The 17,890-nt window shown below is 70.4% G+C and carries 16 protein-coding genes; 6 read left to right on the forward strand and 10 right to left on the reverse strand.

Annotated elements, in window-relative coordinates:
- Positions 1-19 precede the first annotated feature (19 nt).
- From EER30_RS00575 to EER30_RS00585, 3 genes are read right to left on the reverse strand one after another with little or no spacing between them, the layout of a single operon-like run.
- A complete protein-coding gene (locus EER30_RS00575) occupies positions 20-622 on the reverse strand; it encodes a TetR/AcrR family transcriptional regulator (RefSeq protein ID WP_127497189.1) in 603 nt (200 codons plus the stop codon).
- Between the two features lie 8 nt (positions 623-630).
- Positions 631-2,775, reverse strand: coding sequence for a YhgE/Pip domain-containing protein (locus tag EER30_RS00580; RefSeq protein WP_127497191.1), 2,145 nt, complete (start codon positions 2,773-2,775; stop codon positions 631-633).
- A complete protein-coding gene (locus tag EER30_RS00585; protein ID WP_127497193.1) occupies positions 2,772-3,383 on the reverse strand; it encodes an ABC transporter ATP-binding protein in 612 nt (203 codons plus the stop codon). The genes EER30_RS00580 and EER30_RS00585 overlap by 4 nt, the downstream gene beginning before the upstream one ends.
- 132 nt (positions 3,384-3,515) lie before the next feature.
- Between EER30_RS00585 and EER30_RS00590 the strand changes: the two genes are divergently transcribed.
- Entirely contained in the window at positions 3,516-4,478 is a 963-nt protein-coding gene (locus tag EER30_RS00590) for an LLM class F420-dependent oxidoreductase (protein WP_127499227.1), read from the forward strand.
- 177 nt (positions 4,479-4,655) lie between these two features.
- The gene (locus EER30_RS00595; protein WP_127497195.1) at positions 4,656-5,294 is read left to right on the forward strand and encodes a CG0192-related protein; all 639 of its coding nucleotides are present in this window, start codon (positions 4,656-4,658) and stop codon (positions 5,292-5,294) included.
- A gap of 57 nt (positions 5,295-5,351) precedes the next feature.
- On the opposite strand, the gene EER30_RS00600 is transcribed toward EER30_RS00595, so the two are convergent.
- Complete coding sequence (locus EER30_RS00600) at positions 5,352-5,945, reverse strand: PadR family transcriptional regulator (RefSeq protein ID WP_127497197.1); 594 nt, start codon at positions 5,943-5,945, stop codon at positions 5,352-5,354.
- Between the two features lie 125 nt (positions 5,946-6,070).
- On the opposite strand from EER30_RS00600, the gene EER30_RS00605 reads away from it, so the two are divergent.
- Complete coding sequence (locus EER30_RS00605; protein ID WP_127497198.1) at positions 6,071-6,910, forward strand: GNAT family N-acetyltransferase; 840 nt, start codon at positions 6,071-6,073, stop codon at positions 6,908-6,910.
- A gap of 49 nt (positions 6,911-6,959) precedes the next feature.
- Here the strand turns inward: EER30_RS00605 and ispG are convergent, their stop codons facing one another.
- From ispG to dxr, 3 genes are read right to left on the reverse strand one after another with little or no spacing between them, the layout of a single operon-like run.
- Entirely contained in the window at positions 6,960-8,132 is a 1,173-nt protein-coding gene (gene ispG, locus EER30_RS00610) for a flavodoxin-dependent (E)-4-hydroxy-3-methylbut-2-enyl-diphosphate synthase (protein ID WP_127497200.1), read from the reverse strand.
- Positions 8,133-8,140: 8 nt separating this feature from the next.
- Entirely contained in the window at positions 8,141-9,406 is a 1,266-nt protein-coding gene (locus tag EER30_RS00615) for a M50 family metallopeptidase (protein ID WP_127497202.1), read from the reverse strand.
- Positions 9,406-10,614 carry a 1-deoxy-D-xylulose-5-phosphate reductoisomerase gene (dxr, locus tag EER30_RS00620; protein WP_127497203.1) on the reverse strand — a complete coding sequence of 403 codons (1,209 nt, stop codon included), beginning with the start codon at positions 10,612-10,614 and terminating at the stop codon, positions 9,406-9,408. Before dxr ends, EER30_RS00615 begins: the two co-directional genes overlap by 1 nt.
- Positions 10,615-10,680: 66 nt before the next feature.
- On the opposite strand from dxr, the gene EER30_RS00625 reads away from it, so the two are divergent.
- On the forward strand, positions 10,681-11,502 hold the full coding sequence (locus tag EER30_RS00625) for a YhjD/YihY/BrkB family envelope integrity protein (protein ID WP_127497205.1): 822 nt from the start codon (positions 10,681-10,683) through the stop codon (positions 11,500-11,502).
- Positions 11,503-11,567: 65 nt separating this feature from the next.
- Positions 11,568-13,172 carry a phytoene desaturase family protein gene (locus tag EER30_RS00630; RefSeq protein WP_127497207.1) on the forward strand — a complete coding sequence of 535 codons (1,605 nt, stop codon included), beginning with the start codon at positions 11,568-11,570 and terminating at the stop codon, positions 13,170-13,172.
- A gap of 340 nt (positions 13,173-13,512) precedes the next feature.
- On the opposite strand, the gene EER30_RS00635 is transcribed toward EER30_RS00630, so the two are convergent.
- Positions 13,513-15,072, reverse strand: coding sequence for a Rieske 2Fe-2S domain-containing protein (locus tag EER30_RS00635; RefSeq protein WP_127497209.1), 1,560 nt, complete (start codon positions 15,070-15,072; stop codon positions 13,513-13,515).
- Positions 15,073-15,200: 128 nt separating this feature from the next.
- On the opposite strand from EER30_RS00635, the gene EER30_RS00640 reads away from it, so the two are divergent.
- A complete protein-coding gene (locus tag EER30_RS00640) occupies positions 15,201-15,434 on the forward strand; it encodes a DUF2631 domain-containing protein (protein WP_127497211.1) in 234 nt (77 codons plus the stop codon).
- Between the two features lie 57 nt (positions 15,435-15,491).
- On the opposite strand, the gene EER30_RS00645 is transcribed toward EER30_RS00640, so the two are convergent.
- Together EER30_RS00645 and rlmN are read right to left on the reverse strand one after the other, a co-directional pair.
- Positions 15,492-16,646, reverse strand: coding sequence for a DivIVA domain-containing protein (locus EER30_RS00645; RefSeq protein WP_127497213.1), 1,155 nt, complete (start codon positions 16,644-16,646; stop codon positions 15,492-15,494).
- Positions 16,647-16,683: 37 nt separating this feature from the next.
- Positions 16,684-17,862 carry a dual-specificity RNA methyltransferase RlmN gene (gene rlmN, locus EER30_RS00650; protein WP_127497215.1) on the reverse strand — a complete coding sequence of 393 codons (1,179 nt, stop codon included), beginning with the start codon at positions 17,860-17,862 and terminating at the stop codon, positions 16,684-16,686.
- Between the last annotated feature and the right edge of the window lie 28 nt (positions 17,863-17,890).

Genomic DNA, 17,890 nt, shown 5'->3' on the forward strand with positions numbered 1-17,890 from the left:
ACCCGGCGGCGCCGGCGCGCTACGACTGCGGGGTGGCCTCGCCGACCCGGCGCACGATCGCCAGCAGTGACGCCTCGACGTCTTCGATCGGGCGCTCGGGCATGAAGACCAGCCAGTCGACGGCCACCACCAGGCCGACGCCGAACAGGGCCGAGGAAGCCACGCGCACGTCCAGGTCGGCCGGAAGATCACCGGATTCGACGCCGGCCTGGACGGTCTCGGCGATCACGCCGATCGCCTGCTCGCGCAACAACACCAGGGTCTGCTGCCACTCGCGGTTGGTGCGCCACATCTCCGAGAGCAGGAGCTGGGCGAAGGCGCGATAGCGGCGGATGTAGTCGAGCTGGCTGTGGACCAGCGCGGCCACGGCCTCGCGCGGCGGCAGCCCTTCAACGGCCTCGCGGAACTCGTCGGTGAGCAGCCCGATGCCGTGGCGCAGCAACTCTTCGAACAGGTCGGTCTTGGACTTGAAGTTGTAGTAGACCGTGCCCTTGGCAACCCCGGCCCGCAACGCGATCACGTCGACCGTCGTGGCCGAGTAGCCCTGCTCGCCGATGAGCTCGACGGCCGCCTCGAACAGGCGCTGCCGAGTGTCGTTCCGCCGCCGGGTTCGCCCGTCCATCACGCTCCTCACAGCACCAGCTCGGGGTGCAGATCCCCCGGGGTCAGGCGACGGCTCCGGTGGGCCGCCGCAACAGTTATGACAAAAGCCCCCACACCGTACGCCACCAGGAGCGCCGCCCCCTGCACGACGGTGCCCCACGGTCCGCCGTCGATCGCGTGCCGCGCGGCCTGCACCACGTAGGTCATCGGTAGCAGCGGGTGGATCGCCTGGAAGAACCCGGGCGAGGTCTGCACCGGATAGGTGCCGCCCGACGACGTGAGCTGCAGCATCAGCAGCGCCAGGGCGAGGACTCGTCCCGGGGGCCCGAGCGCCGCACCGAGCATCTGCATGATCGCGGCGAAGGTGGCCGCGGTCAGCAGGAGCAGACCGTAGGTGGTCACGGGATGCACCGGGCCCAGCCCCAGCGCGAAGTGTACGACGAGGTAGAGCAGCGTGGCCTGGACCAGCCCGATCGCGACGGCCGGCAGCAGCCCGGCCAGGGCCACCCGGGTGCTGGGCGCCTCCGACACCAGGTAGCGGCGGTTGAGCGGGCGCAGCACGAAGAACGTGATCATCGCCCCGACCCAGAGAGCGAGGGCCAGGAAGTAGGGCGCGAAGCCGACGCCGTAGGTGGCGGCCGGGTTTCGCACGCTGCGATCGAGCGACACGGGGTCGGCAAGCACGTCGGCGCGGTGACTGGGATCGTCGCCATACCCGGGGATCTTGCCGGCGCCGTCGGTCAGCCCCGAGGCGAGTTGCTCGGCGCCGCCCTGCAGGTCGCCCAGCCCGTTGACGAGCTGGTGACCGCCCCCGGCCAGCGTGCCGAGGCCGCCGGTGAGCTCCCGTGCGCCGGACGACAGGCGGAAGAGGCCACCCCGCAGGTCGAGGGCGCCCTGCTTGGCGTCGGCCGTGCCGCTGCGCAGTTGCGCCGCGCCGGTGGCCAGCCGGTCCAGCCCGGACGAGAGCTGGTCGACCCGGGCGCGGGCGGCCTGCACGTCGTCGGCGAGGTGCGGCGCGTCGGCGGCGACCTGCCGGGCCGTGGCCGCGACCCGGCGCAGCTCGGCGCGCAGGTCGTCGAGGTCGGCCGCGCGCACGGTGTCGCGCACCTGCTCGGCCGCGGTGACGAGCCGGGCGGCGAGCGCCTTCGCCTCGGCCAGGCCCTCGGTGCCGGCGGGCAGGCCGTTCAGATAGGACTGGAGCTGGCGGGCGTTGCGCACGGCCTGCTCGGCGGCGGTGTCGATGGCGCCGATGTTGGCGGCCAGCGTGTCGGCGCCCCGGCTCACCAGGGTGGCGGCGTTCGCGATGGTGCGGGCGTTGTCGCGCAGCAGCGGCTCGGCCTTGTCGGCGGCCGCGTCGACGGCCTTCGCGAGGCGGCGTCCACCGTCGGCCGCCTGCTGGGTGCCGGTGGCGAGCTGGCGAGCGCCCGCGTCGAGCTGGGTCAGGCCGTCGGCCAGGTCACCCGCCCCGCGACCGGCCTCGCTCAGTCCGCGGCCCAGGCGGGCGGATCCGGTCTCGGCGTCGTCGAGGCCGCCGGCGAGCCGTCCGGCGCCCGACTCGGCTCGGCCCGCGCCGTCGCGCAGTCGGCCGGCACCGTCGGCGGCCTGTTCGGTCTGCTGCTTGAGGTCGGTGAAGCCGATCAGCATCTTGTCGAAGTAGCCGGCGCTCGCGCTCGACGCGGCGGCCGCCCGCACCTCGGCGAAGGCGGTGCGGGCGAAGACGCCGGTCAGGTAGTTGGTGGCGTCGTCGCTGACGGCGGTGAGCCGGGCCGCCTGCGGGGTGACACCGGCGTCGGGGCCGGTCACGAGATCGGCCGAGAAGTCGGCCGGGATGCGCAGCAGGAGCTGGTAGCGGCCGTCGGTCAGCCCCTTCTCGGCGCCGGCCTCGTCGGTCACGTGCCAGTCGAAGACCTCTCGTTCGATCAGCTCGTCGGCGAGGTCTTGACCCGCGTGCAGTCTGGTGCCGTCGCTCGCGGTGGTGGCGCGATCTTCGACGACCAGGGCGGCGGGAATGTGGTTGAGCCGGCCGTAGGGGTCCCAGAAGGCGTAGAGGTAGAGCGCGCCGTAGAGCAGCGGGATCACGGCGACCGCGGCGATCGCGGCCCGGGTGAGATTGCCGCGCAGAAACCGCCGCAGCTCGAACCCGGCCAGCGAAAGGGCCGACAGGTATCTCATCGCTGAGCCTCGCTGGCCGCACTGGCCTCGCCGGCGAGGCGGATCACGGTGGTGACGTGGGCCGGGTCAATCTCGCGGGCGGTGATCAGCACGGCGGTGCCGCGAGCGGTCAGCTCGGTGATGAGCCGCCACAGGGCCACGCGCTCGCTGGTGTCGAGCCCGTCGTCGTAGCCGTCGAGGGCGATCACGGCCGGGAACGCGAGCTCGGCCAGCGTCAGGCCGAGGACCTGTTTCTCGTACGGAGTGAGGTCTTGACCCTGCTTGTTCGGGTCGAGGTCGTGCAGGTCGACGCCGGCCGCCTCGGAGCGTGGGCGGCCCTGCATGGCGAGGCGCTCGCGGACGTGTTCGGTGACGGTGAAGACAGATTCTGGGGCTGACACGTCGGGCACATAACCCAGCGACGCCCGGCCGTCGAGCTCGACAGTGCCCGCCGCGAGCCGGAACTTGCGGGCCAGCGCGAGAAGCGCCGTGGTGCGGCCGCTGCCGGGCGGGCCGACCACGGCGACGAGATCGCCGGCCTCGACCTCGACGTCGAGATCGCGGAAGAGCCAGGAGTCGCGGCCACGGCGGCGGCGGACACCGGCCCCGCGTGCGATTAGCACCGTCATGACTCCCCCGAGAACTTGAACTGACTGGTCAGTACAAAAACTTACTCCTTCGATCTCGCCACACCAAGCCGGTGGTGGTGGACGTCACTGCCGATCACGGGGCAGGATCTGTTCATGTCGATGCGCTGGGGCATGACCGTTCCGCTGGGCGGAATCCCGCTCTCCGATCACGCCGATGTGTACGCGGCCCTGGCCGACGCCGGCTTCACCGACCTGTGGACCTCCGAGGTCGCCGGCTCCGACGCCTTCACCCCGCTGACGCTCGCCGCCGCCTGGTCCCGGCGCCTGCGGCTCGGCACCGCGATCGCCCCGGTCTTCACCCGCGGTCCCGGCCTGCTGGCGATGACCGCGGCCGCCCTGGCCGACGCCGCTCCCGGCCGGTTCCAGCTCGGCATCGGCGCCTCGTCACCCGTGGTGGTCGGCGACTGGAACGCGGTCGAGTTCACCGAGCCCTACCAGCGCAGCCGCGACATGCTGCGGTTCCTGCGCGCGGCCCTGGCCGGCGAGCTGGTCGACGGCGCTTTCGAGACTTTCTCCGTACGGCGCTTCCGCCTCGAACGCCCGCCCGCGGTGCCCCCGCAGGTGCTGCTGGCCGCCCTGCGCCCCGGCATGCTGCGCCTGGCCGCCGCCGAGGCCGACGGGGTGATCCTCAACTGGCTCGCCGCGGCCGACGTGCCGACGGCCCTCGCCGAGGTCAAGACCGACAAACCGGACTTCGACGTGGTCGCTCGCATTTTCGTCTGCCCGACCGACGACGCCGACCATGCCCGGCGCATCGGCCGTCGCATGATCGCGGCCTACCTGACCGTGCCCGCCTACGCCGACTTCCATCGCTGGCTCGGCCGGGGCGAGGTGCTGACCCCGATGTGGCGGGCGTGGTCGTCCGGCGACCGCAAGGGCGCGCTGGCCGCGATCCCCGACGAGGTCGTCGACGACCTGATCGTGCACGGCTCCCCCGCCGACTGCCGCGCCAAGGTCGAGGCGTACGTGGCCGCGGGCATCACCGTGCCGGCCATGGCTCTGCTTCCGACGCACACATTGGACTCGGGTGACGTACCCGCGATCCTGGAACTGCTGTCCGCCTTGGGCCGATGACCGCCGCCCGCCCGATTTCTCCCATTGCCGCGTCCGGCTCGCCCCGTTTCGCACTCGCACCGAAAGCCCGGCTCACCCGGTTCGGTACCGAGTGCGAGCGGCGGCGGCCGAGGACCCGGGCGACCTGACTGATCAGCCGCTCCCCCGGAAACATTCAGGCGGCCTACGATGCCGCACATGGCATTGATCCACCGGGCGACGTTGACCCCCACAAAGGTTGAGCTGCTGGCGACGTGGCTCCCCGGCCGCTCGTGGTATCGAGGTGCCCCCGGCGCCACCGTCGAACGCGTGGCGTCCTATCGATTCGACGACCCCGAGGGCGCGGTCGGCATCGAGACGATCCTGGTGACCGTGGGCGACGGCGCGACCTACCAGGTCCCGCTGACCTATCGCGGCGCACCGCTCGAGGGCGGCGACGACTGGCTCATCGGCACGCTGGAGCACTCGGCCCTGGGCACCCGCTGGGTCTACGACGCCACCGGCGATCTCGTCTATGCCGAGGCCCTCGCCCAGGCCGTGCTCACCGGCAGCGGCCAGGCCCAGGAGTTCATCGACAACGACGGCCACCTTGAGCCGCGCCCGCCGAGCATGTCGATCATGACGAGCAACATCTCGGCCGACTTCGCCGAGGCCCGTGCGGTCACCGCCGTCCACGGCACCACCCCGGGCGACCCGACCCTGATCGAGACCGACAAGCTCACCCTCACGGTCCCGCGCCTGCTGAACCACGCCGTCTCGGCCCCCGGCGCGGTCCTGTTCGGAACCTGGCCCGGTCAGCCCGCCTCGATCCCGCTGGCTTTCGCCAATCCTCGCTGACACACGAAAAAGGCGCACCCCAACCGATCGGTTGGGGTGCGTCTTTTTCGCGGTCGCTCACTCGCCGTCGGCGAGGATCGCGTAGAGCTTGCGCTTCGTCTCGTTCAGGATCTCCAGGGCCCGCTGGCGCTGCTCGGGAGTGCCGTTGAAGCCCACCTGCTTGAGCGCGCCCATGATGCCCACCGCCGCGTCGCGGAAGTCTTGCACCTGGGACATCGTGTCGTCGCCGATGTGGGACCACGGCGGGTTCTGCGCGGCCGTCTCAGCCTCGGGACGCCCGTCGGCGGTCAGGCGGTAGCTCTTACGGCCGCCGGCCGCCTCGGCCTCGATGAGGCCCTCGTCCTCGAGCAGCTGCAGTGTCGGGTAGACCGAGCCGGGGCTGGGACGCCAGATGCCGTTGGTGCGGGCGTCGAGCTCCTGAATCATCTCGTAGCCGTGCATAGGCCGCTCGAGAAGCAGCGCCAGAACGGCGTGGCGGACGTTGGGCCGCGAGCCGCGGCCGCCCCGGCGCCCTCCGCGACCGCCTGGGCCCCATGTGCCGCCCGGGCCACCGGCACCGGCAGCGCCGCCGAAGTCGCCGAAGGGGAAGCCCGGCGGGAAGGTGAAGCCCCGGGCACGGAAGCCGTGCGGGCCGTGATGGATGTTCCTCATGACTATCTCCGATCTGTTGTCGATACGTAGACGATATATCGGCAATAGCTCAAGGGCAAGTGATTCTTCGCGCTGAGGGGGTTGCGACGGGTGTGGACCGTCCCGCATCTGGCAATGTGATAGCTGTGCTGACGGTGCCGATTCGCCAGCTCGGTGAGTCCGAGCGCGCGCAGGTCGAGAAGATCCTCGACCGTGACCCCTATGCCGGCGCCCAGATCGCCGAGCGGGTGGCGTCGCACGGCCTGAGCTGGTGGCGCTCCGACGGCCGCATCTTCGGTTACGGGCCGGGCCGGCGCGTCGAGTCCCTGATCTGGTCGGGCGCCCATCTCGTGCCGGTCTGCTCCACGCCGGCGGCCACGGCGGCGTTCGCCGAGCTGCTCGGCTCCGAGCCCCGCATCTGCTCCTCGATCATCGGCCGCTCCGACGCCGTGCTCGACCTGTGGGACAGGCTCGGCGGGCAGTGGGGGCGGGCCCGTGACGTGCGGCCCCACCAGCCACTCCTGGTCGCCGAGCGCGACCCGCTGATCGCCGCCGACCCCGACGTGCGACTGGTGCGGCCAAGCGAGGTCGACGCGCTCTTCCCGGCCGCCGTCGCGATGTACACCGAAGAGGTCGGCGTCTCGCCTCTGCTCGACGACGGTGGCCGCGGCTACCGCCGGCGCATCGCCGAGCTGGTCAAGGGCAAGCGGGCCTACGCGCGGTTCGTCGGCGACCGGGTGATCTTCAAGGCCGAGCTGGCCATCGTCACCCGCCGCACCACCCAGGTGCAGGGCGTCTGGGTCGACCCGGAGTTCCGCGGCCGCGGGCTGGCTGCCCCGGCGATGGCCGCCGTGGTACGCGATGCATTGCGACGTGTGTCACCCACGGTGAGCCTCTACGTGAACGACTACAACGCGCCAGCACGCCGTGTTTACGCTCGGTGCGGCTTCGTCTCGGCTGGCAGCTTCGCCACGGTCCTGTTCTGAACGACGAAACCCCGCCACACAGGACGGGGTTTCAGCGTGACGTGGCAGGTCAGTGGACCGTGACCTGCGGGCCGGGAAGCAGCTCGCGCAGCTCGTCGGGGAGCTCGGCGCCCATCTCGTCGGCCAGGCGCAGGGCCTCTTCGACCAGCGTCTCGACGATGATCGACTCGGGGACCGTCTTGATGACCTGGCCCTTGACGAAGATCTGGCCCTTGCCGTTACCGGACGCGACACCCAGGTCGGCCTCGCGCGCCTCGCCCGGGCCGTTCACGACGCAGCCCATGACGGCCACGCGCAGCGGCACCGGGAAGCCCTCGAGCGCCGCCGTCACCTGCTCGGCCAGCGTGTAGACGTCGACCTGGGCCCGGCCGCAGCTCGGGCAGGAGACGATCTCGAGGCCACGCTCGCGCAGGCCCAGCGACTCGAGGATCTGGTTACCGACCTTGATCTCCTCGACCGGCGGGGCCGACAGCGACACCCGGATCGTGTCGCCGATGCCCTCGGCGAGCAGCGCGCCGAACGCGACCGAGCTCTTGATCGTGCCCTGGAAGGCGGGCCCGGCCTCGGTCACGCCGAGGTGCAGCGGGTAGTCGCACTGCTCGGCGAGCTGCCGATAGGCCCGGATCATGACGACCGGGTCGTTGTGCTTCACCGAGATCTTGATGTCGCGGAAGCCGTGCTCCTCGAACAGCGAGCACTCCCACAGCGCCGACTCGACCAGCGCCTCGGCGGTGGCCTTGCCGTGCTTCTGCAGCAGCCGCTTGTCGAGCGAGCCCGCGTTGACGCCGATGCGGATCGGCACGCCCGCGCCCGAGGCCGCCTTGGCGATCTCTTTGACCTTGTCGTCGAACTGGCGGATGTTGCCCGGGTTGACCCGGACCGCCGCGCAGCCCGCGTCGATCGCCGCGAACACGTACTTCGGCTGGAAGTGAATGTCGGCGATCACCGGGATCTGCGACTTCTTGGCGATCGCGGGAAGGGCCTCGACGTCGTCCTGCGAGGGGACGGCGACCCGCACGATCTGGCAGCCGGACGCGGTCAGCTCGGCGATCTGCTGCAGCGTGGCGTTGACGTCGGCGGTGAGCGTCGTGGTCATCGACTGGACGCTGACCGGCGCTCCGCCACCGACCGGCACACTCCCCACCATGATCTGCCGGGACTGCCGGCGAGGCGCCAGCGGCGGCGGGGGCACGGCCGGCATACCGAGACTGACAGCGGTCACTTTTCGCCTCACCTGTTGAAGATCGTGATCGGGTTGACGATGTCGGCGGTGGCGGTCAGCAGTGTGAACACACCACCGATCAGGATGACTGCGTAGGTGACAGGCATCAGTTTGTAGTAATCGACGCGGCCCGGGTCGGGCTTGCCGCGGCGCGCATAAAGCCATGATCGCACTCGCTCGTACCAGGCGATAGCGATGTGACCGCCGTCAAGTGGCAGCAGCGGCAGCAGGTTGAAGATGCCGATGAACACGTTCAGCGAGATGAACACGTTGAGGAACAACTCGGGCACACCGTGCTGGATCGCCTCGCCGCCGAGCCGGCTCGCACCGATCACGCTGATCGGGGTGTCGGGGTCGCGCTCGCTGCCGGTGATCGAGTGCCACAGGGCCGGGATCTTGTCGGGGATGCGCTTGAGCGCCTCGAATGTGTTCTTGAACAGGAACCACCCGAAGTCGGCGGTCGCCGGGACCGCCGAGGCGGCGTTGTACTTGATCTGGCTCGGGATGCTGTGCGGGTCCCAGCCGAGGCCGGCCACGGCGACCGTGGTGGTCGGGCCGTCCTCGTCGGTCAGCGACGCACGCTGCGCGGCGATGAGCTTGACCTCGGCCGTGGCGGCCACGCCGTCCCGCTGGTACTGGAACGGGGTCTCGCCCGGCTTCAGGCTGCGGATGACCTCGGTGAGCTGCCCGTAGGTCGTGATCGGGGTGTCGCCCACCTTGGTGATCAGGTCGCCGTCGCGCAGGCCGGCCGCGAAGGCCGGACCGGCGACCGCGCCGTTCTGACCGGGAACGCAGTCCTGCGTCTCGGTCGGAAGGTTCACCCACGTGCACTCGCTGATCTGGATGACCGGCGCCTGCGTGGCCGTCTCGGCGTTGTTCTGCGGATAGTCGGTGTTGGGCAGGCCGATCGTGAACGCGGTGATCCAGGCGGCCGCGGCGGCCAGCATGAAGTGGGTGATCGACCCGGCCGACATGACGACCGTGCGCTTCCACACCGGGAACCGCCACATGGCACGCGGCTGGTCCTCGGGGGCGACGTCGTCGTCCTGCGGCGTCATGCCGACGATCTTGCAGAAGCCGCCGAGCGGAATGGCCTTCAGACCGTATTCGGTCTCGCCGCGGCGGAACGAGAAGACGGTCGGGCCGAAGCCGACGAAATAGCGGGTGACCTTCATGCCGAAACGCTTGGCCGTGATCATGTGGCCGAGCTCGTGCAGGCTCACCGAAATCAGGATGGCCAGCGCGAACGCGGCGAATCCCAGCCAGTACGACATCAAGCTCCTCTTGCCGCGGTTGCGATCACCTGCTGTGCCTGGGCGCGCGCCCAGGACTCGGCGGCGAGCACCTCCTCGACGGTACCCGGTTCGGTAAAGTCCGGAGCCGCCGCGAGCACTCGCTCCAACGTGTCGACGATGCCCAGAAACGGTAGCCGACCGGCCACGAACGCGGCCACACACTCCTCGTTCGCGGCGTTGTAGATGGCCGGACGGCACCGGCCCTCGCGTCCGGCCTGCTTGGCCAGCCGCACGGCGGGGAAGGCGTCTTCGTCGAGGGGGCGCAGCTCCCAGTTGTGGGCCTCGCGCCAGTCGACCCCCGCGGCCGCGCCCGGCACCCGCTCGGGCCAGGCCAGCGCGAGCGCGATCGGCAGGCGCATGTCGGGCGGGCTCGCCTGGGCGAGGGTCGAGCCGTCGGCGAATTCCACCATCGAGTGCAGCACCGACTGGGGGTGCACCATCACCTCGATGTCGTCATAGGGCACAGCGAACAACTCGTGCGCCTCGATCACCTCGAGCGCCTTGTTCACCATCGTGGCCGAATTGATGGTCACGACCGGACCCATGTCCCACGTCGGGTGCTTGAGCGCCTCTTCCGGGGTGACATTCGTCAGCTCGTCGCGCCGGCGGTCGCGGAACGCTCCCCCACTGGCCGTCAGGATCAGCCGGCGCACCTCGGCCGCCGTGCCGCCGCGCAGGCACTGGGCGAGCGCGGAGTGCTCGGAGTCGACCGGCACGATCTGGCCCTGCTTGGCTATGCGGCGCACCAACGGCCCGCCGGCCACCAGGGATTCCTTGTTGGCCAGGGCGAGAACCCGGCCCTCCTCGAGCGCGGCCAGGGTCGGTGCGAGCCCGAGGCTGCCGACCACGCCGTTGAGCACGACGTCGCACGGGTGCCGGGCGAGCTCGGTCATCGCGTCGGGGCCGGCCACGATCTTGGGCAGTTTGAAGTCGCCGGTGGCCCAGCCTCGGCGCTGCGCCTCGGCGTAGAAGGCGAGCTGCAGGTCTTGCACGACCGAGGCGCGGGCCACGCCGACCACCTCGACCGCCAGCTCGAGCGCCTGCGAGGCGAGCAGCTCGACGTTGCCACCACCCGCGCCGATCGCGACCACGCGGAAGCGGTCGGGGTTGCGGCGCACGATGTCGATCGCCTGCGTGCCGATGGACCCGGTCGAGCCGAGCAGTACGAGATCGCGCATGCCGCACATCTTTCCGGACGCGAGCCCATTGCCCGAATCGGGTTGTGGATAACTGGGTATGCGATTGGTGTGGTCATGACGGTGGAACGGGCGCGCACGGCGCTGGCGGCACCCTTTCAGCCGCTGCGCGGGCGCGATCTGGCCTTGCACGCCGCCGCGGTCACCTTCTACGCCGGGATCGCCGTGGTGCCGATCGCGCTGCTCGCTGTCTGGATCACCGGATGGATCGTCGGGGCCGACCGCGTACGGCGTCTGACCGGCCACACGATCGCGGCGCTGCCCGACGCCGTCGGCGCGCCGCAGGCCTTGGCCGCGCTCATCGAGGCCGGCTTGCAGCTGACCCCGCTCTTCGCGCTGGCCAGCCTGCTCCCGGCCACGCTCTACGGCGAGGGTCTGCGACGCGCCTTCGTCTCGCTGCGCGCGCCCGGCGGCGAGTCGCTGGTCGGCTGGCGTGGCCGCATTCTCTGGCTGCCGCTGCTGGCCGCCGCCCCCGCGCTGCTGCTGGCCATGTTCCTGGCGCTGCCGTCGACGAGCGGCCTGTGGATCCGCGGCGGCTGGTACTCCGTCCTCGGCGTGGTGCTCTCGTTCCTGGCCGCGTGGATCGTGCTCACCCCGGTCGTCATCTGGGTCTACCGTTACGTGGCGCCGGGCCGGCCTCGCTGGCTGTCGACGATCCTCGTCGGGTCGTTCACGGCGGCCAACCTGTCCGGTTTCCTGCACGGCTTCGTGCTGTTCTGCTCGCTCCCGATCAACCTGGGCGCGCCGTTCGGCGGCTTCGACGAGATCGGCGGCATGGTCGCGATCGGCCTCTGGCTCTATCTGTTCCACATCATCGTGCTGGCCGGATACGCCGCGACCCGCAGCGCGAGCGCCTTCCAGACCCGACGTGAAACATGAGCTGATTTTTTCACGTCCGAACAGTCGAGGAACCTTCTCACCGAGGCGCGCTACCCTCGGTCGTCATGACCACTCATTCCGCCACCGGAATCCCCACCCGGTCCGACGTAGTGATCATCGGCGCCGGCCACAACGGCCTCGTCTCCGCGATCCTGCTCGCCCGCGCCGGCCTCAGCGTCGTCGTCCTCGAGGCCTCCGAGGTGATCGGCGGCGCCGCCCGCACCGAGCACCCGTTCGCCAAGGCGCCCGGCCTCGGTCATTCGACCGGTTCCTACCTGCTCGGTCTCATGCCGCCCGAGCTGCTGCGCACCCTCGACGTCGACATCCCCGTGCTGCGCCGCGACCCGCACTACTTCCTGCCGACCCCCGGCCCGGCCGGCTCGCCCTACCTGCTGTTCGGTCGCGACCACGCCGCCACCCGCGCGCAGCTCGAGCGCTTCTTCTCGCCGCGCGACGTCGCCGCCGACGAGCAGCTCGCCGTCGAGATCGCCGCGCTGCGGGCCGACCTGGCCCCCGCCTGGCTGGAAGAGCCCGGCAGCGTCGAGCAGACCGCCGACCGCTACATCCGCCCCCAGCTCCAGAGCACCTTCGTCGACCTGGTGCGCGGCTCCGTCGCCGACTATCTGGCCCGCTTCGGCTTCAAGAGCGAGCTGCTGGTCAGCATGTACGCGGTGACCGACGGCCTCTCCGGCCTCAACGCGGGCCCCGACGACCCCGGCACCGGTCACAATTTCCTCGTGCACAACATGTGCCGCCTTCCCGGCTCCGACGGCACCTGGATGATCGCCGAGGGCGGCATGGGCAGCGTCACCCGCGTCTTCGCCGACGCGGCCCGAGCCGCCGGCGCCCAGATCTTCACCGGCACTCCCGTTTCGGCCGTCACGGTCGACGGTGGCGCGGCCGGTGGCGTCGTGCTGGCCGACGGCCGCGAGATCCGCGCCCGCGTCGTCCTCGGCTCCTGCGACCCCTACCGCCTCATCGACCTGGTGCCCGACGGCTCGCTCCCCGCCGAGCTGACGACCCGCATGGCCGCCGTCAAGCGCACCGGCACCACCTTGAAGCTCAACCTGGCCCTGCGCGGCCTGCCCGACTTCAGTTGTCTTCCGCCCGGCACGGCTTCCCCGTTCGGCTCGACGATCCACCTGCTCCCCGGCTCGGCGGGCCTGGCCGGCGGCAACTCCGACTCGCCGATGGCCGCGCTGCGCGCCATGTGGGCCGACGTGCAGGCCGGCCGTCTGCCCGACGAGCCCACCATCGAGTGGTACCTGCACACCACGGTCGACCCCACTCTGCAGGACGCTGAAGGCCACCACTCGTCGGCGCTGTTCGTGCAGTCGGTCCCGTTCAGCCCCGCGGGCTCCACGTGGGAGCGGGAACTGCCCGCCTACGTCGACCGCCTGCTGGACATCTGCGAACGCTACGCGCCCGGCACCCGCGACCTGATCGTCGACATGATGCCGCTGACCCCACCCGGCATCGAGCAGCACTTCGGCATCACCGGCGGCCACATCCACCACGTCGACAACACGGTCGCCTTCAACGAGCGCATGCCCTATTACACGGGCCTCGACGGCCTCTACGCGGGCTCAGCGGGCGCCCACCCGGCCGGCAGCGTCATCGGCGCCGCCGGCCACAACGCCGCCAACCGCATCCTCAAAGACCTGCGCTGAGCCGGCCGCTGAAAACCTCAAGACTTCAACCGCTGACGTACGCGTCGTGACCGCCCGACAACCGCATTGACGACCGCTCTCGGCGCTCCTCGCGACCTGAGTGCCGCTCAAGGCCGCAACGCGCCTTGCGCGCCACTGCGCAGCCGTCCCGGCGCCCAATGTTTGTCCGCAGCGCACGGTGGGCGGCGATTCGGGCGCAACCACTCACGCAGGTCGCCCGGATGGGGTGAGCGTTCTGGGCGCGCCAGCGCCCTGCTCGGCCCGCCCGGGCCCTCGGCGGGAGCGACGGTCGGTAACCCACCACCCCGCTACGACATCTGCCTTTGACTCTTGCTTCGGCTTACTCGGAAGGAGTCTTCTCGGCGCGAATCTTGTGGCCCACGCTGGTGAGGCACCGTCCACTGGGGAGGTCGAACTTCCAGCCGTGCAGCTGGCAGGTCAGGACGTTGCCGTCGACGATGCCGAAGCGGCTCAGGTCGGCCTTGAGGTGGGGGCAGCGACGCTGGACGGTCCAGTCGCCCAGGACCGTGTCTTCGGCCTCGACGGCCTTCTCGTGCTCGTCGTACCAGCCCTCGGCGTACTGCAGGCGCTCCTCGGAGAGACACTTGAAGAACGCGTAGACGAATTCGTTGTACTGACCGATGCGGGCGGCGGAGAAGCGGCAACTCAGGAACAGCGAGTTAACCCAGTCGCCCTCATCGATGTGGATGAGGTGCTCGATCAAGGCACGGCCGGTCTTGAAGCGGTAGCGCACCTTCTCGTTGTCGTAGGCGCGCACCTGCTTGCCCGGAAAATCGACCACGATGGACTCGAGGACCTCGCCGTCGGGGCCGAAGCTGTCGGTGAGGTCGAAGCGGACCGGGCCGCCGACGCCCTGCGCCATGTAGATCGACTCTTCGAGCAGGGGCTCGATGCGCTTCTTGAGCTCGCCGAGCACGTCGATCTCGGGGTGGCGCCACGACGCCTTCTCGGCCTCGATGACCGGGGCCTTGCGCACGCGCATCTCTTCGAGGTGGGCCTGCTTGTTGGCGAAGAACTCGTCGACGTCGGTCGGGTGGGTCGTGTCGGCGGACTTCTCGGTGAGCTCCGTCACGCTGCCCGGGAGCAGGACGATGCCGTTGGTGCCGCCGACCTTCGCGTACTCCTCCATGAAGACCGACTGGTCGGGGAAGATGTTGCCCTCGTCGCCGAAGATGTCGTTGAACTGCCAGAGGCTGTCGTCGAGGAAGCACGGCGGGCCGGCGATCGGGAAGACGTGGTCGGCCTTGAGGTCGTCGATGTAGCGCCAGGTGCGGTCGAACTGGCGGTCACGCTTCTGCTTGCCGAACGCGGTCTTGGCGGCGTCGGGCAGCTCGTAGACCATCGGGTACCAGATGGCGCCGGAGAACTGCAGCATGTGGGCGTGCACGTGGCCCAGCTCGTTGAAGCGGGTGAGGTCGGTGGGGCGGGCGTCGTTCTGGTTGAGCACGCGAATGCCGTCGTGCTCGACCCAGAGCGACGAGTCGCCGATGGGGCCGTCGGTCGGGCTGATCAGCGCCTGGATCATGACCTTCAGGCCGCCGTCGAGCTCGTGCACCTCGTCCGACCTGGTCTTGAAGAAACTGGTGAAGCCGAGATCGCGCAGCTCGTCCTCGAGTTGGCTGGTCGGGTACTCCGGGAGGAGAACCGTCGCCTTCTTGTTGATGAAGCGCTTGAGGTGCTCGGCGTCGAAGTGGTCGCGGTGCAGGTGCGACACGTAGAGGTAGTCGACGTCGCCCAGCGTCTCCCAGTCGAGCAGGGAATTGTCGGGGAACGGAAACCATGAGGCGAAATAGGCGGGATTGACCCATGGGTCGCACAGAATGCTGCCGGCGGCGGTGTCGATCCGCATGCTCGCGTGCCCAGTGCCTGTGATCCGCACCGTTCTACTCCCTCGATCCAAGAACCCGACCGCATCGAAGGTACCGGGTCCGGGTTGGTGCGCCGCGCGCGGAGGCGTCGTGCGAGACTGGAACCGGATGTGATCGACCTTCGAGGAAGGATCTAGACGTGGCTGCCGACCAGGACCCGGTCTACGCTCCCGACCAGCTCAAGCCTGGTGACCGGAAGCGGGCCCGAAAGGCGGCCATCATCGCGGCCGTCGTCATGCTGATGTTCTTCTGGGGCAACCACGAGGGCAACACCGAGAACATCTACCTCATTCTCTTCGCGCTGGCCATCGTCGGCGCCCTGGTCATCGACGCCGTGCTGCGGCGCAACGGGCTCAAGCCGAACGACCAGTAACTCGGTTCGTCTTACGGAAAAGGCCCGCGTCGCCGCGGGCCTTTTCCGTGTCCATCGTCAGCGCGGTCCGCGGAGCAGGATGTCTTTGACCTCGCGCAGCGCGGCGTCGACCTCGGCCTCGAAGTAGCCGCCCGGCACCAGGCCGAACTGCAACATGTCGAGGTCGTTCTCGGGCACCGGCATCGGGCCGCGGCCCGTCATCGCCTGCAGGATGCCCTCGAAGAGGCGATCGACCTGGTCGGGGTCGTAACCGCTGCCGAAGCGCCGCGGCTGGAACGTGCGCCGCAGCTGGTCGACCCGGTAGAGCTCGCCGCCCGGCTCACCCATCGGCGGGGGAAGCTGAGGCTGCTGGCCGCCGTAGCCGCCGGGAGGGCCGCTCATCGGGGCGTTGCCCATCGGCGGGCCACCCATGGGCGGGCCGCCGTAGCCGCCACGCGGGTCCTGCTGCTCGCGCGGCATGCGGATTTCGGCCGTCATGTCGTTCTTGCCGTGCCGGCCGGCCTCGAAGCCGTCGAACCCACCCGGCGGCTGCTCGAAGCCGCCCGTGTTGTCGAAGCCGCCCGTGTTGTCGAAGCCACCCGTGTTGTCGTAACCGCCCTGGTCGTAGCCGCGCGGGTCGCGGTCGTAGGCCGGCGGGGGCGGCGGAGCCGGCCGCTGCGGCAATTGCGGAACCGGCGGCTGGCCGTAGCCGGTGGGCTCGTCATAACGCCCGTACGGGTCGGGCGGCATCTGACCGCGTTGCGGCTGCGGCTGCTGCTGCGGGAACCGGTCGTCGCGGATCGGCGGGGCCTGCAGGCGCTCGGTGGGCGGAGCCATGCGGCCGCCCATGCCCTGACCGCCGCCCATGCCACCGCCACCCATGGCCGCGCCCAGGCCCTGCTTCGGGCCGCCACCGCTGATGCTGCCGGTGGAGAGACCGCCACGCAGCGAGTCACGCATCGGGTCGGGCGGGGGCGCGCCACGGCCGCCCCTGTCCTCCAGTTCGGCGAGCTGTCGCTCGACGCGGTCGAGGTGAAGGTCGACCTGCCACTCGTCGTAGCCGCCGAAGCGCACGCGGAAGACGACGTCGTGCACTTCCTGTGCGCCGACGGGCGGGCCCGCCTGCTCACCGGCCAGGGTGGCCTCGACCCGGTCGAGGAAGGAGTCGACCTCGTCGACCTTGTAACCGCGGCGCAGCGCGCGCCGCCGGAAACGCTGCCCCTGACTCGTCACAACGTCTCCCACTCCGCTCGCTGGGACCTGCGCCCAGTCACTGTGCCACCTCCGCGTCGGCGGCGGCGCCCCCAGCGCTCGCCTCCGTGAGCTCGCCCGCGGCCAGCTGGCCGCACGCGCCGTCGATCTCCCGGCCCCGGGTGTCGCGGACCGTCGTCGACACACCGGTTTCACGCAACCGGCGGACGAACTCGCGCTCGACCGGTTTCGGGCTCGCATCCCACTTGCTGCCCGGGGTCGGGTTCAGCGGGATGAGATTCACATGCGCCAGCTTGTTGCGCAGAAGCTTGCCGAGCAGGTCGGCGCGCCAGGGCTGATCGTTGACGTCCCTGATCAGGGCGTATTCGATCGAGATCCGGCGTCCGGTCCGGGCCGCGTAATCGAACGCGGCATCGAGCACCTCGGCCACCTTCCAACGCTGGTTGACGGGCACAAGCTCATCGCGCAGATCATCATCGGGGGCGTGCAGGGACAACGCAAGGGTCACATTGAGGTCTTCGGCGGTCAACCGGCGCATGGCGGGCACGAGACCCACGGTCGAGACGGTTATGTGCCGTTGCGAAAGACCCAGGCCCTCGGGCGCCGGGGTGGTGAGGCGGCGCACAGCCTCGATCACGCGGGGGTAGTTGGCCAGCGGCTCGCCCATGCCCATGAAGACGACCCGGGACAGCCGCGGCGGTGAACCGGTGACCGCGCCGGACGCGGCGACCCCGGCCAGATAGACCACCTGGTCGACGATCTCGGCGACGGAGAGGTTACGCGTCAGGCCCTGCTGACCGGTGGCGCAGAACGGGCAGGCCATGCCGCAGCCGGCCTGGCTGGACACGCAGGCCGTCACCCGGTCGGGGTAGCCCATCAGGACACTTTCGACCAGCGCGCCGTCGTGCAGCTTCCACAGCGCCTTGCGGGTGGCACCGTCGTCGCAGGCCAGCTCGCGGACCGGGGTCAGCAGCGTGGGCAGCAGGTCGCCGGTGAGCCGGGCGCGGGTGGCCGCGGGCAGGTCGGTCATCTCGTCGATGTCGCGCACGAGCCGGCCGAAGTAGTGGGTCGAGAGCTGCTTCGCACGGAACGCGGGCTCGCCGAGCGCGGTCACCGCGGCCTTGCGGGCGGCGAGGTCGAGGTCGGCCAGATGGCGAGGGGGCATCGACGGACGGCGCCGGATGGCGACCGCGTCGGGCTGGTCGGGGCTGGTCGGGATGACCGGAAGAATCGTCATGGCAGAACCAGTCTCCCACGCCCGTTCG

This window comes from Actinoplanes solisilvae (assembly GCF_003999975.1).
Taxonomy (GTDB): domain Bacteria; phylum Actinomycetota; class Actinomycetes; order Mycobacteriales; family Micromonosporaceae; genus Actinoplanes; species Actinoplanes solisilvae.